We start from the raw sequence: 12,693 nt of genomic DNA on the forward strand, positions 1-12,693 counted from the left end.
AATAAAGGTTATTTTTTTATTAATAAAAGAACATCATTTTGAATACATTTAAGTAAAGACTTTTTTAAGGAGAATGATGTGAAGTTACAGTGTCTGCATTTTAATAACAGAAAAACTTATAGATACATTACTCATTTTGAAAATGAGTATTATTTATTTTGTGAAGATCCCCTATCTTGTATATATTCTCTTGTTAAATATGATAAAGAAAAAAGTACTGCAAGGGATATTCTTCTTTTTGAAAATTATTTTGATTATAAGATTGATGATTATGATAACAGTATTTATGTTTTAGGGGTAGTAGGAAGTAAACTTGCCTGCTATAAAATAAGAAAAAACGTAATTGTAAATATTTTTAATTTTAAATTAAAAACTTATGATAAAGTAATAGATTTTTTTGTTTTAAAAGGGTATGTGTTTTTTTATTTAAGGTCAGTGGATTTTAATGAACTGGTTTTATATATGTATGATTGTAACGGCAGGTTCATTTTGGTTGAAGATTTGGTTTTGAAAAATCTTTTAAACGCTCCTCTTCTTTTTTCCTTTGAAAATAAACATATAGTTGTTATTGAAGAATTTTACATAAAAAACTTTTTTACCTCTTTTGATATTGCAGATGAGAATAATTTCAGGAATAACATTTATGTAATCTCATTTGATGAATTTATTTACTCTATAATACATAAAAAAATAATTTTATATGATATTTTAAGGTCAAATAAAGGTTTGAATTATATAACTATATTAAGTAAATTAAATAATGTTGTTGTTTTGTTTTTGTCAAAGCCTTTTTTAAAAAATGAAATATTATTGTATGATGTAATTAAGATGGAAATAACAAAAAAATATAAGAGCGAAGATATATTTTTAAATAATATTTTTTGTGGAAATAAAATATATTTTAAGGCTACAAACAACTACGATAATGAAATAATTTATGATGAGAAGATAAATAAAATTTTTTCATGGCAAAAGAATGATTTATTAAGTCCCTTTATGTTTATGGGCTTTCTTGAAGATAGGTATATTATATTTAAAAAAGAAAATATATATGAAAAAGAGAACGTATATAACATTTTTGATACAAAAAACAAATTAAGCAAAACCTTTTCTTCAAAGCTTGTTATAGTAAATGATGAATTATTGCTTTAATGGGAAAAATAAATTTATTTTTAATTCATAATATGATAAACTATAAGAAATGGGGTAATTCGTATGTCAAAAGAATTTGTTGTTGAAACATATTTATTTTGTGAAAATTGTTTGGAAGATACGATGCACAGAGCTCTTTATAAAGATGGGGAAATAGTTAAACTAACATGTCTTCAATGCGATAATGAAATCATGTTAAACAGACCTGCCCCAAGAATAAAGAAAGAACGTGGCTTTTCAAAATTTTTTACAAAATTTCTTGTGTTCAAATCATAAAAATTAAATTAGAAGAGGTAGAAAAATGCGTATAGGATTTGGATATGATGTCCATAAACTTGGTAAAAACAAGGATCTTATTTTAGCGGGCGAAAAAATAGAGTATTCTGAAGGGCTTATAGGTCACTCTGATGCGGATGTTTTGGTTCATGCTTTAATGGATGCACTTCTTGGAGCTTTGGCTCTTGGTGATATAGGAAAGCATTTCCCGGATACGGATGATAAATACAAAGGCATAAGCAGTATGCTTTTACTTAAAGACGTATGCAGGATGATAGATAAAAATGGATATAAGCTTGTCAATGCTGATATGACTCTTGTTATGCAAGCACCAAAAATCGCTCCGTATATACCTAAAATGCGAGAAAATATTTCTTTTATTATGAATACTCCTATAGAAAATATAAGTATAAAAGCAACCACGGAAGAAAAACTTGGTTTCAGCGGAAGAAAAGAGGGAATCAAAGCTTACTGTGTATGCTTGCTTGAGGAGAAAGAATAGATGAAATTATTTAATACTTTATCAGGTAAGAAAGAAGAATTTGTACCTATACATGAAAATGAAGTAAATATGTACGTTTGCGGTCCTACTGTTTATAATTTCTTTCATATAGGAAACGCAAGACCTTTTATTATATTTGATACTTTAAGAAGATACCTTGAATATATTGGATATAAGGTTAATTACGTACAAAACTTTACGGATATAGACGATAAAATAATAAACAAGGCAAAAGAAGAACATTCTACGGCAAAAGCCGTATCCGATAAATACATTGAAGAATACTTTAAGGATGCAAAAGGACTTGGAATAAAAAAAGCAACTGTTCATCCAAGAGTAAGTGAATGTATAGATGATATTATAGGTTTAATCAAAGATCTTGAAAAAAACGGTTTTGCTTATAACGTAGATGGCAATGTTTATTATAGAGTAAGTAAATTTAAAGATTACGGAAAGTTATCAAAAAAACCTATAGATGAACTTATGTCGGGAGCAAGAGTTGATATAAGTGATGAAAAAGAATCACCTCTTGATTTCGCATTATGGAAAAAACAAAAAGAAGAAAGTGAAATTGCTTTTGATTCTCCATGGGGTAAAGGTAGACCGGGATGGCATATAGAATGTTCTGCAATGAGCAGAAAATATCTTGGAGATACTATTGATATACATGGAGGCGGAGAGGATTTAATATTTCCTCATCATGAAAATGAAATTGCTCAATCTGAAGGAGCAAACGGTAAAGAGTTCGTTCACTATTTCGTTCATAACGGATATATTAATATAAATAATGAAAAGATGTCAAAATCAAAGGGTAACTTCTTTATGGTAAGAGATATCGCAAAGGATTTTGATCTTGAAGTTGTAAGACTTTTCATGTTATCTGCTCATTATAAAACACCTGTAAACTTCTCGTTTGATATATTAAAACAAACAGAAAGCGGTTTAAAAAGACTATATAATACTAAAGAAAATTTAGAATATATGCTTAAAAATGCTAAATCAGAAGAGTTAAAGGAAGATGAAAAAGAATTTGTTTCTTCTCTTCCAAAATATAGACAAGAATTTAAAGATGCAATGGAAGATGATATCAATACTGCAAATGCGGTAAGTACAATATATGAACTAAGCAAAGATATCAATTCAAATATAAACGAAAATTCATCTAAAGAAATGATTAAAGCTGCATATGATATGTATATGGAATTAAACACGGTTTTAGGTCTTCTTCAAAAAGAAAAAGAAGAAGAAATTCTAGAGGATGAAATTTTAGCATTAATCGAACAAAGACAACAAGCAAGAAAAGATAAAGATTTTGCTTTAGCAGATAAAATAAGAGATGATCTTTTAAAAAGAGGAATTGTTCTTAAAGATACAAGAGAAGGTGTAAAGTGGGAGAAAGTAAAATAGATAAAAAAGACATTCTTGCTATAGGAAGCAAAGAGCTTGCGTATCTTGGGGACAGTGTTTACGAAGTAAATATAAGAAAAAGACTAATAAGGCTTGGTATAAGAGGCGTAAAGGATCTTAATAAAATGAGTATGAATTACGTTTCGGCTTTGTATCAAGCCGATATTTTTTCTTACTTAAAAGAATTTTTAACACAAGAAGAGTTAAAAGTTGCAAAAAGAGGGAGAAATACTAAGATAAAACACGCATCAAAAAGCGTAAGTATTGCAACATATCGTTTGGCGACAGCTCTTGAATGTGTGTTTGGGTATTTATATATGCTTTCTGATATAGAAAGAATAGATTTCCTTATGGACAAGGTGTTTGAATATAAACTTAAAGAGGTAGAATAATGAGTTATACCGTTTTATACAGAGAATTCAGACCTAAAAATTTTGAAGAAATAATCGGTCAGGATAATATAATAAATATTCTTAAGAATCAGATAAAAAATGATTCTATTTCTCATGCCTATCTTTTTAGTGGAATAAGAGGAACAGGTAAAACATCTACCGCAAAAGTTTTTGCAAAAAGCATATGTTGTCTTAACAATAAAGACGGAGAAGCCTGCAATGAATGTGCATCATGTAAAGATATAAATATGGGAGACAGTGCCGATATTATAGAAATTGATGCCGCTTCAAACAGAGGTATAGACGAAATAAGAGACCTTAAGGAAAAGGTAAGCTATATGCCAAACTTTGGAAGGTATAAAGTTTATATTATAGATGAAGTTCATATGCTTACTCAGGAAGCTTTTAATGCTTTACTTAAAACATTAGAAGAACCACCAAGTCATATAGTATTTATATTTGCAACAACAGAACCAAATAAAATTTTACCTACAATTCTTTCAAGATGTCAACGCTTTGATTTTTCTAGAATAGACAGTGATGTTGTTGTAGGACACTTGGCTGATATTCTTGATAAAAAAGGAATTGAGTATGAAAAAGAAGCGCTTTCTTTAATAGCCTTAAACACTGAAGGTGCTATGAGAGATGCTTTAAGTTTACTTGATAAAGCTATTTCGGTTCTAACGGACAATAAGGTCACAAAAGAAATCGTTGATGACATATTGGGGCTTATAAGCGATGAAGAAGTATATAATCTTGCAAATGGCATTTTAGAAGGGGATGTGGAAAAGAGTATCACTTCCGTACATGAATATATGGAAAAAGGCAGAGAAGTAGGAAGTATAATAACTCAGCTTATGGAATATTATTCAAATAAAATAATAGCCATGAACGTAAAAAATCCTGAAAAAATAATAAATAAAAGTAAGCCTTATATAGATTCTTTATTAGAAAAGTTTAACTCAAAAGAAGACAGTAAGAGAATAAGCGATATTTTATATTCTCTTTCAAAACTAAAAAATGATATGAGATTTTTCTCTGAGCCGGAATTTTTATTTACGGCAAAGATAATTAATCTATGTGAAGGTGATGGTGAAAGTTTTGTTTCTATAGAAAAAGATAATGCTCAAAATATTAATAGTATGCCTGACAGCGAAGAAATTGAACTTTTAAACGATAGAATAGAATCTTTGGAAAGAGAAATAAAAAAATTATATGCCCTTAAAGAAGATGTTGAAAATATAAAAAATATGGATTTTTCCGATGTAAACATCCCTAAAAAAGAAGTTATACATTTAAAAGAAAAACCAAAGAAAGTTTCACCTGAAAAAGATGAATATATTGTTGATAAAAAAGAGATTGCTTGGGCAGAGAAAGTTTTGTCTCTTACTCAGCGTTATATTATAAACAGCAATAAAGATCCTCTTGTAGGTATGAGTGTAAATAAATTTAAGGTAGTTGAAGTAGGATTTAATTCTATTACAATATATCCCGATAAAGCTTTAAATATGATGGATTTCTTCTTTGATAATGATGGAGATAAAATATTCAAAGAAGCTCTAAGTCTTAAAGCCGGTAAAAAATTAGATGTAACTTATATTGACAAAAAGATAAAATTAAGATATAAAAATGATAGCAGTAAAAACAGTTTAAAAAGTCTTAAAAAAGATTTGAATATGAAAAAAGATTTTAAGACTGATTTTAAAGCGGAAATAAAAGAAGATGCAAAAGAAGACATCAAAGAAGAAGCAAAAATTAATACAGATGAAATTTATAAAGAACAAAAAGAAGAAATTATAGACACTTCTTTGAATAATGACAACAATGCGTCTTTAGAAAGTACAATGCCTGATTATGACATTAATGAAATTATTTCAGGCGAAGATGAGGAATTTGTTTCCGATGAAGAACTAGCTGCGATAGATAATGAAATAGTATTGGATGATGACGATATTATGGATTTAGGAGAAGATTATGACGCATCAATCATGGAAATATTCGGTGCGAAAGAAGAATAACGGAGGTATAAAATTATGGCAAAAGGAAGAATGAACGGTTTCGGCGGTGGCGCAGGAATGTCAGGAATGATGAAACAAATGCAAAAAATGCAAGCTGATATGCAAAAAATGCAAAAGGAACTTGAAGAATCAACTTATGAGGCAACAAGTGGCGGCGGAGCTGTTAAAGCAGTTGTAACAGGAGAAAAACTTGTTGAATCTATCGAAATTGATCCAGATATGTTAAAAGAAGAAGATGCTGATATCATATGTGATATGGTTGTTGCTGCAGTAAACGAAGCAATTAACAAAGCAAATGAAGATGCAAATAATAAAATGGGTTCTATTGCGGGAGGACTTGGCGGATTAAATATTCCGGGACTATAAAATGAGCGTTTATTCAAAACCTATATTAAATTTAATAAATGAACTTTCAAAACTTCCGGGAGTAGGAAGAAAAACGGCAAGCAGACTTGCTTATTATATAGTTAATATGGATAAAGCTGATGTTGACAGTTTATCCGATGCAATAAAAGCCGCAAAAAAAGAACTTAAATTTTGTTCTGTTTGTTACAATATAACAGACAAGGATCCTTGTGATATATGCACAAGTTCAAAAAGAGACAGATCTACAATACTTGTGGTAAGTGAATCGAAAGATTTAATTGCCATAGAAAAAACAAAAGAATACAAAGGTCTTTATCATGTTCTTGGTGGAGTTATTTCTCCAATGGAAGGAATAATGGTTGAAGATATAAGAATTAAAGAACTTATAAGCAGAATCGGAACAAGTGATGAAGTTAAGGAAGTTATTTTGGCAACTGGTTTTAATGTTGAAGGAGAGACAACTGCAATGGTTATAAAGAAATTGTTAAAACCTTTTGATGATATAAAAGTAACAAGAATTGCAAAAGGACTTCCTCAAGGTGCAGATCTTGAATATACCGATGGTGCAACTTTGGCAAACGCAATTATTGGAAGAAATGAAATTTAAAAAAGTACAATTAGGTTGTACTTTTTTTATTTTGTTTATTTTTTATTTAATAAAATAAGCAAAAGTTCTTTTTTATCTTCAACGCTCCAGCTTTTATAGTCTTGAAAAGCTACCATTTGAGAATCTTTAAGCATATTTTTTAATGTTAAATTTAGATAGTTTTCATCGTTTAAAAGAGTTTCGTCCAAAGAAGAAAATTCTTGTTTTCCCTTCTTTTCTTCTCCTCTTAAAAGATAATCAGTACTTACATTAAAAGTATCGCTTATTTTTTTTATCATTGTTGATGGAATATTTCTGTTTCCTTTTTCGTACATACTTATTGTATTTGGATGAATTCCAAGTTTTTCAGCCATATCTTTTTGAGTAAGTTTATTTTCTTTCCTTAAATTTTTTAATCTATCTCCAATTGTTTCCATTTTTATTTCTCCAAGACTATTTCTTATTTAAAGAATATCACATTATGTTGGTTTTTTCAATAAAAATCCACGTTTATCAGTGGAAATATCAATAAAAACACACATTTTGTTTACTTTTTCTTGACAATCACACGTATTGTGTGATAATCTATTCTTGTAGAAAAAATGTTCGATGTAGATATTGTGCGTTTTAGGAGGTAGGATATGAAAAACGAATTATACAAACAAACAGAAAGAAGATTATATGATTATCCTTTTTTGGTAAAAAGAATTGAGATGATTAAAAAGCGTCTTGAAGAACTTGAAATGAAATCTTTAAAAGGATGTCATACTTACTTATTATCCACTGATCAAAGTTGCTTTGAAGATTTTATAGCAGCGGAAGCATCAAATATTTCCGATTTTAGAATATTACTTCAACAGGAATTAAAAGAAAAAGAAAACATAGTTTTTGAAATTGAAAAAGCTTTGGAGTGTTTAACAGAGCTTGAGCGTCAAATTGTTATAATGAGATATTTTAAAATGTTAAGAATGTCGGAAATAAGTGATGAACTTGGATACTCCAGAGAGTATAGCAGTAGAGTAAGAAAAAGAGCTGTAAATAAAATCGGTATGGTTCTTTGGGGGGTTACAAGTGAGGAAATGGAAAAAAAGAGAAAAGAAATAAAAAATTTTCCAATTTAAACAAGAATAGAGATATTCTTGTTTTTTATTGACAAATTCTTTCTTGTTTAATATAATAGAAAAAATTGTTTACTTTGTGAACTAATTTAGGAGTTAATATGGAAAAAATCAGTGAAGAGTTCTTAGATGCATGGCTGAAGATATCAGTTATACTTAGAAATAAAAGATATATGATTAATTTATCATTTAATGAAGGTATAATATGTCATCTTCTTTACAAAGAATCATTAACAGGCAGTGAAAAAGGTGTTGCACTTAAAGATATCTGCTCAAAAACTCATATTTTAAAATCTCAGGTAAATAAACTTATAAAACAGCTTGAAGGTAAAAACATAATAAGAAGAAATAAAAGTCTAAAAGATAAAAGATTGGTTTTAGTAAGTTTAAGTGAATACGGAGAAAAAGTATATAAAAATGAGTATGCTAGAATCATTAAGCTTGTAAATGAACTTGTAAAGAAAATCGGAGAAGAAAAAGCAAAAGCAGCCACAGATATTTTTGAATTAATAGCAAATAATGTAGAAATATTTAACGGGAGGGAAACATGTCAGTAAAAATATTAACGGATTCATCTTCTGATTATGAAGCTTATGAAATTAAAGAAAAAAATATAGAGGTTGTTCCAATTGCAGTATCATTTGGAGAAGAACATTATCTTGACGGAGTTGATTTGGATAAAGATACTTTCTATAAAAAATTGGAAAGCTCTTCTGAATTTCCTAAAACAGCACAGCCAACCCCTAATGAATTTTTAGAGTATTTTAACAAAGCAAAAGAAAATAACGATGAACTTGTTGTAATACTTCTTTCAAGCGGACTTAGCGGAACAGTTCAAAGTGCAAATATTGCAAAAGATATGTGTGAATATGATAATATTTTTATCATTGACAGTGTGCATGCAGTTACGGGAGTAAGAATGCTCGTTGATAGTGCAATAAAACTTAGAGATGAAGGTAAAAGCGGAAAAGAAATATATAATGAAATATTGGTGTTAACAACAAAAGTTCGTTCTGTTGTTATGGTGGATACCCTTGAATACCTTCATAAAGGAGGAAGACTAACAAAAGCTCAGGCGACTTTAGGGGAAGCCGTAAATATGAAACCTATTATAAGTATAGATGAGCTCGGTAAATTGTATATGAAAGATAAGTCTCTAGGAAAAACAAGAGCTTATAAAAAAATAATTAAATTATTTAAAAGTTTTGATATTGATACAAATTATCCTGTATACTTCCCATATTCAAACGAAAAATCAAATTGTGAAGAGCTTGTAAAGAAATTAAAAGCAATGGATATTGATGTGGATGAAAAATATATGTATAACATTGGACCAACTGTAGGCGCTCATCTTGGAAGCGGAACTTTTGGTTTTACATTGGTTGTAAAATAAAAACGAATTCCTTTTGGAATTCGTTTTTATTTATTTCTTATTAACATTATGAAAGAAAGTATCAAATTCAAAATAATTCCCGCCATTATGCCAAAAACAATTTCCTCGTTTTTTTCTCCTTGTGCAAGTTTTAATATTCTGCAAATAAGTACTGATAAAAAGGGAATTAAAATATATATTATATTAAAGTATTTTTTCATATGTATCACCTAAATATAAATTTAATATATATTATAAACTAAAAAACGACCGTTTCGGTCGCTTTATCTTAACTCATATGTAAGAAGTGCATTTTCGCTTTCCGTAAAGTTTGTTAAAAATACTGTATCATATTCTTTTATAAATTCTTCATATGCTTTTTGTGCTTTTGATAAGCTGTCATAAAGAGCAAATACACTTGGTCCTGAGCCACTCATTTGAACCCCTAAAGCATCAAGCTTTTTGAATTTGTCTTTTATGTATTTTATTTCAGGATATTTTTCTAAAACAAAAGGTTCAAATACATTAATTAATCCCTTTTCAAGTTTTTTCTTGTCTGCTTCCAAAAGTCCTGTCATTAAAGCTGTAAAATCAGGTCTTATAAGGTCTGTTGCGTTATCTATAAGGTCATATGCAAATTTTGTACTTACTCCAAAATCAGGTTTGCATAAAACTACATAGCAAGGAATATATGGATAAATCGGTCTTATTTTTTCTCCGATTCCTTCGCACATGCCTGCGCCGCTATGGATTAAGAAAGGAATATCTGCGCCTATTTTTTCACCTATTGAACAAAGCTCATCTCTTGAAAGATTAAGTTCATAGATTTTGTTATATGCTATTAGTGCAGCAGCTCCGTTTGCACTTCCGCCGCCAAGCCCCGCACAAACGGGGATTTTCTTTTCTATATGAACAGAAAGCAGCTCATCTTCTTTATTTAATTTACTTATTTCTTTTATGCATTTATAAACTATATTACTTTCATCCTTTGGTACTTCGGTATTATTGCATGTAATAACAATTTTATCGGATTTTTCAAATGTTAAATAATCATAAATATTTATGGAATGCATTACGGTTTTGATATTGTGATAATTATCTTCTCTCTTTCCTACAATATCAAGTCCTAAATTTACCTTAGCCGGTATTTTTATTTGTAGTTTATTCATCTTATACCTTCGGTTTATAACATTTTAGGAACGTTTATACATCTTTCGTCTTTGCTTGGAGCATTTTGTAATGCTTCTTCTATTGTTAATCCCTCTTTTACTTCATCTTCTCTTACTACATTTTCAAGATTTAAAACATGGGCTAAAGGTTTTATTCCATCTGTATCTATATTATCAAGTGCTTTTGCGTAATCAAGCTGTTTTTCAAGTGTATCTGTGTATTTTTCTGCTTCTTCTTCGCTTATTTTTAATTTTGCAAGTGAAGCTGTATATAATACATCATCTTTTGTTACTTTCATAATAATCTCCTCGTAAACATAATTTAACTATTAATTTATTTTACTTTTTTTGTAAACAATAGTCAAGAAACAATACTCATTAATGTAATATATTAATGATCTTCTAATAATTTTTTATTATTATTTTAATAACTTGTGCTATAATAGGAATAATTAAATATAATAGGAGGATAGCGCGTGAAAGTAATATTACTTGAAGATATAAAAGGTATCGGAAAAAGAAGAGAAATTAAAAACGTAAAAACAGGTTATGCAAATAACTTTTTATTTAAACAAGGCAAAGCTGTTGAAGCGACAAAAGCCAATATAGAAAAAATGGAAGAAGAAATAAGACTTGAAAAAGAAAATCATGCAAAAAATGTTGCTGAAGCAAAAGAAAAGAAAGAACAACTTGAAAAAATTAAAGTTGATTTAAAAGCTAAATCAGGTCCTGACGGTAAACTTTACGGTTCTGTTACTTCAATGGATGTAAGTGATGCAATAGAAAAAGCAAGCGGATTAAAAATCGATAAAAGAAAAGTTGTTATGGATAACATAAAAAACCAAGGTGAATACGAAGTTAAAGTTAAACTATTTGAGAATGTTGTTGCAAGTGTAAAAATTAATGTTGTAAGTGAATAATATTAATATAAGTAATTAATACAAGGAGCGAAAATTGGCAGATAAATTAAGTTTAAAGGTCATGCCGCATAGCAGTGAAACAGAAAGATGTGTTCTTGGTTGTATGCTTATAGACAGTGAAACTGTAAATATCGTAAAGGAAGTCTTAAGTGAAGACGATTTTTACGACGGAGAACATAAGTGGGTTTATAAAGCCATTGTTTCCCTTGCCGATAGAGGAAAAGCGGTAGATACATTGACTCTTTCAAATGAATTGAAAGAAAATAATGTATTTGACAAAATAGGCGGATATGAGTTTTTAACCAAAATAGGAGACAGTGTTATATCAACAAATCATGTTGATGATTATTGTACAATTATTAAAGAAAAGTCAATAAGAAGAAGGCTTATTAGAGAGCTTGGGAGTGTTATTGATCAGTGTTATGGAGATTCTATAGAATCTTTTGATATAATAGAAGAAGCTCAAAGAGCCGTTTATAATATATCCATGGATAACAGCACAACGGACTTTACATCCCTCTCAACAGCTGTAAGTGATGCTGTCAACGAATTAAACAGAATACAAAAATTAGATGAAAAAGTAATCGGAGTTCCTTCAGGTTTTGCTGCCATTGATGATATAACATCAGGTTTCCAAAAAGGAGATATGGTTTTAATAGCTGCAAGACCAAGTATGGGTAAAACTGCTCTTGCTGTAAATATTGCTCAAAATGCCGCTATAAGATACAAAAAATCAGTTGCCATTTTTTCTCTTGAAATGCCAACGAGACAACTTGCAAACAGAATTATGTCGGGAGAAGCTGAAGTAGATTCTTCAAGACTTAGAATAGCCAATATTTTTCCGAGTGAATGGTCAAGTTTATATGATACCGTAAGGGAAATAAGAGAGAAAAAAGTAAAATTGTTTATAAATGATACTTCGGGTATTTCCGTAGGGGAACTTAGAAGAAAATGTAGAAAATTAAAAGCAACAGAAGGTCTTGATTTAATAATTATCGACTATTTGCAGCTTATGACAATAAATGAAAGAAGCGAAAGCAGACAACAAGAAATTTCAACCATTTCAAGAACATTAAAATCAATCGCAAAAGAACTTGATTGTCCTATCATTGCATTAAGTCAGCTTTCTCGTGGTCCTGAAGCAAGGACGAATAAAAGACCAATGCTTTCGGATTTAAGAGAATCTGGAGCCATAGAACAGGATGCCGACCTTGTAATGCTTCTTTACAGAGATAAATATTATAATCCTGAAAGCGAAGATGATTCCACAGAAGTAATTATTGCAAAACACAGAAATGGTAGTGTTGGTACTGTAAAACTTAAATTTAGAGGTGAATACACTAAATTTATTACAATAGAAGATGACCCTACAAGCTCAGAGGCTTATAGTGATGAGAATTTAGGATAGGAGATGA

At 29.4% G+C, this 12,693-nt stretch carries 17 protein-coding genes; 13 read left to right on the plus strand and 4 right to left on the minus strand.

Annotated elements, in window-relative coordinates:
- The first annotated feature begins 78 nt into the window (after window positions 1-78).
- The 8 genes from M6G78_RS04790 to recR all read left to right on the plus strand — a co-directional run bounded on the left by M6G78_RS04790 (window position 79) and on the right by recR (window position 6,720).
- The gene (locus tag M6G78_RS04790; protein WP_253229763.1) at window positions 79-1,152 is read left to right on the plus strand and encodes a hypothetical protein; all 1,074 of its coding nucleotides are present in this window, start codon (window positions 79-81) and stop codon (window positions 1,150-1,152) included.
- A gap of 63 nt (window positions 1,153-1,215) precedes the next feature.
- Window positions 1,216-1,428: a hypothetical protein gene (locus M6G78_RS04795; protein ID WP_138269151.1), complete on the plus strand. Its 213-nt coding sequence runs from the start codon at window positions 1,216-1,218 to the stop codon at window positions 1,426-1,428.
- Window positions 1,429-1,453: 25 nt separating this feature from the next.
- Window positions 1,454-1,930: a 2-C-methyl-D-erythritol 2,4-cyclodiphosphate synthase gene (ispF, locus tag M6G78_RS04800; RefSeq protein ID WP_253229764.1), complete on the plus strand. Its 477-nt coding sequence runs from the start codon at window positions 1,454-1,456 to the stop codon at window positions 1,928-1,930.
- Window positions 1,931-3,337 carry a cysteine--tRNA ligase gene (cysS, locus tag M6G78_RS04805; RefSeq protein ID WP_253229765.1) on the plus strand — a complete coding sequence of 469 codons (1,407 nt, stop codon included), beginning with the start codon at window positions 1,931-1,933 and terminating at the stop codon, window positions 3,335-3,337.
- The gene (locus M6G78_RS04810; protein ID WP_253229766.1) at window positions 3,319-3,729 is read left to right on the plus strand and encodes a ribonuclease III domain-containing protein; all 411 of its coding nucleotides are present in this window, start codon (window positions 3,319-3,321) and stop codon (window positions 3,727-3,729) included. The genes cysS and M6G78_RS04810 overlap by 19 nt, the downstream gene beginning before the upstream one ends.
- Window positions 3,729-5,747 (plus strand): DNA polymerase III subunit gamma/tau, encoded by a 2,019-nt coding sequence (gene dnaX, locus M6G78_RS04815; protein WP_253229767.1) that lies wholly within the window; start codon window positions 3,729-3,731, stop codon window positions 5,745-5,747. Before M6G78_RS04810 ends, dnaX begins: the two co-directional genes overlap by 1 nt.
- A gap of 15 nt (window positions 5,748-5,762) precedes the next feature.
- Window positions 5,763-6,113, plus strand: coding sequence for a YbaB/EbfC family nucleoid-associated protein (locus M6G78_RS04820; protein ID WP_138269156.1), 351 nt, complete (start codon window positions 5,763-5,765; stop codon window positions 6,111-6,113).
- Between the two features lies 1 nt (window position 6,114).
- A complete protein-coding gene (gene recR / locus M6G78_RS04825) occupies window positions 6,115-6,720 on the plus strand; it encodes a recombination mediator RecR (protein ID WP_138269157.1) in 606 nt (201 codons plus the stop codon).
- A gap of 35 nt (window positions 6,721-6,755) precedes the next feature.
- Here recR and M6G78_RS04830 read toward each other — a convergent pair whose 3' ends face one another.
- A complete protein-coding gene (locus tag M6G78_RS04830) occupies window positions 6,756-7,136 on the minus strand; it encodes a helix-turn-helix domain-containing protein (protein WP_253229768.1) in 381 nt (126 codons plus the stop codon).
- A gap of 204 nt (window positions 7,137-7,340) precedes the next feature.
- On the opposite strand from M6G78_RS04830, the gene M6G78_RS04835 reads away from it, so the two are divergent.
- From M6G78_RS04835 to M6G78_RS04845, 3 genes are all read left to right on the plus strand, one after another.
- Window positions 7,341-7,820, plus strand: coding sequence for a sigma factor-like helix-turn-helix DNA-binding protein (locus M6G78_RS04835; RefSeq protein WP_253229769.1), 480 nt, complete (start codon window positions 7,341-7,343; stop codon window positions 7,818-7,820).
- 98 nt (window positions 7,821-7,918) lie between these two features.
- On the plus strand, window positions 7,919-8,374 hold the full coding sequence (locus tag M6G78_RS04840; protein ID WP_253229770.1) for a MarR family winged helix-turn-helix transcriptional regulator: 456 nt from the start codon (window positions 7,919-7,921) through the stop codon (window positions 8,372-8,374).
- Entirely contained in the window at window positions 8,365-9,210 is an 846-nt protein-coding gene (locus M6G78_RS04845) for a DegV family protein (RefSeq protein WP_253229771.1), read from the plus strand. The genes M6G78_RS04840 and M6G78_RS04845 overlap by 10 nt, the downstream gene beginning before the upstream one ends.
- 26 nt (window positions 9,211-9,236) lie before the next feature.
- On the opposite strand, the gene M6G78_RS04850 is transcribed toward M6G78_RS04845, so the two are convergent.
- From M6G78_RS04850 to gatC, 3 genes are all read right to left on the minus strand, one after another.
- Window positions 9,237-9,410 carry a hypothetical protein gene (locus M6G78_RS04850; RefSeq protein WP_253229772.1) on the minus strand — a complete coding sequence of 58 codons (174 nt, stop codon included), beginning with the start codon at window positions 9,408-9,410 and terminating at the stop codon, window positions 9,237-9,239.
- A gap of 63 nt (window positions 9,411-9,473) precedes the next feature.
- On the minus strand, window positions 9,474-10,358 hold the full coding sequence (ispE, locus tag M6G78_RS04855; RefSeq protein WP_253229773.1) for a 4-(cytidine 5'-diphospho)-2-C-methyl-D-erythritol kinase: 885 nt from the start codon (window positions 10,356-10,358) through the stop codon (window positions 9,474-9,476).
- Window positions 10,359-10,372: 14 nt separating this feature from the next.
- Window positions 10,373-10,657: an Asp-tRNA(Asn)/Glu-tRNA(Gln) amidotransferase subunit GatC gene (gene gatC / locus M6G78_RS04860; protein WP_138269163.1), complete on the minus strand. Its 285-nt coding sequence runs from the start codon at window positions 10,655-10,657 to the stop codon at window positions 10,373-10,375.
- A 177-nt stretch (window positions 10,658-10,834) separates the two neighbouring features.
- Here gatC and rplI point away from each other — a divergent pair, with 177 nt between their 5' ends.
- The gene (gene rplI / locus M6G78_RS04865; RefSeq protein WP_138269164.1) at window positions 10,835-11,278 is read left to right on the plus strand and encodes a 50S ribosomal protein L9; all 444 of its coding nucleotides are present in this window, start codon (window positions 10,835-10,837) and stop codon (window positions 11,276-11,278) included.
- Window positions 11,279-11,312: 34 nt separating this feature from the next.
- Window positions 11,313-12,686 (plus strand): replicative DNA helicase, encoded by a 1,374-nt coding sequence (gene dnaB / locus M6G78_RS04870; protein ID WP_253229774.1) that lies wholly within the window; start codon window positions 11,313-11,315, stop codon window positions 12,684-12,686.
- The last annotated feature ends 7 nt before the right edge of the window (window positions 12,687-12,693 follow it).

Origin of the sequence: Anaerofustis sp. NSJ-163 (assembly GCF_024135845.1) — a bacterium.
GTDB lineage: Bacteria > Bacillota > Clostridia > Eubacteriales > Anaerofustaceae > Anaerofustis > Anaerofustis butyriciformans.

Excerpts from the sequence above, each read along its gene's own strand:
- M6G78_RS04795 (WP_138269151.1), top strand. The coding sequence starts at position 1,216 with ATGTCAAAAGAATTTGTTGTTGAAACATATTTATTTTGTGAAAATTGT.
- ispF (WP_253229764.1), top strand. The coding sequence starts at position 1,454 with ATGCGTATAGGATTTGGATATGATGTCCATAAACTTGGTAAAAACAAG.
- cysS (WP_253229765.1), top strand. The coding sequence starts at position 1,931 with ATGAAATTATTTAATACTTTATCAGGTAAGAAAGAAGAATTTGTACCT.
- dnaX (WP_253229767.1), top strand. The coding sequence starts at position 3,729 with ATGAGTTATACCGTTTTATACAGAGAATTCAGACCTAAAAATTTTGAA.
- M6G78_RS04820 (WP_138269156.1), top strand. The coding sequence starts at position 5,763 with ATGGCAAAAGGAAGAATGAACGGTTTCGGCGGTGGCGCAGGAATGTCA.
- recR (WP_138269157.1), top strand. The coding sequence starts at position 6,115 with ATGAGCGTTTATTCAAAACCTATATTAAATTTAATAAATGAACTTTCA.
- M6G78_RS04830 (WP_253229768.1), bottom strand. The coding sequence starts at position 7,136 with ATGGAAACAATTGGAGATAGATTAAAAAATTTAAGGAAAGAAAATAAA.
- M6G78_RS04835 (WP_253229769.1), top strand. The coding sequence starts at position 7,341 with ATGAAAAACGAATTATACAAACAAACAGAAAGAAGATTATATGATTAT.
- M6G78_RS04840 (WP_253229770.1), top strand. The coding sequence starts at position 7,919 with ATGGAAAAAATCAGTGAAGAGTTCTTAGATGCATGGCTGAAGATATCA.
- M6G78_RS04845 (WP_253229771.1), top strand. The coding sequence starts at position 8,365 with ATGTCAGTAAAAATATTAACGGATTCATCTTCTGATTATGAAGCTTAT.
- M6G78_RS04850 (WP_253229772.1), bottom strand. The coding sequence starts at position 9,410 with ATGAAAAAATACTTTAATATAATATATATTTTAATTCCCTTTTTATCA.
- ispE (WP_253229773.1), bottom strand. The coding sequence starts at position 10,358 with ATGAATAAACTACAAATAAAAATACCGGCTAAGGTAAATTTAGGACTT.
- gatC (WP_138269163.1), bottom strand. The coding sequence starts at position 10,657 with ATGAAAGTAACAAAAGATGATGTATTATATACAGCTTCACTTGCAAAA.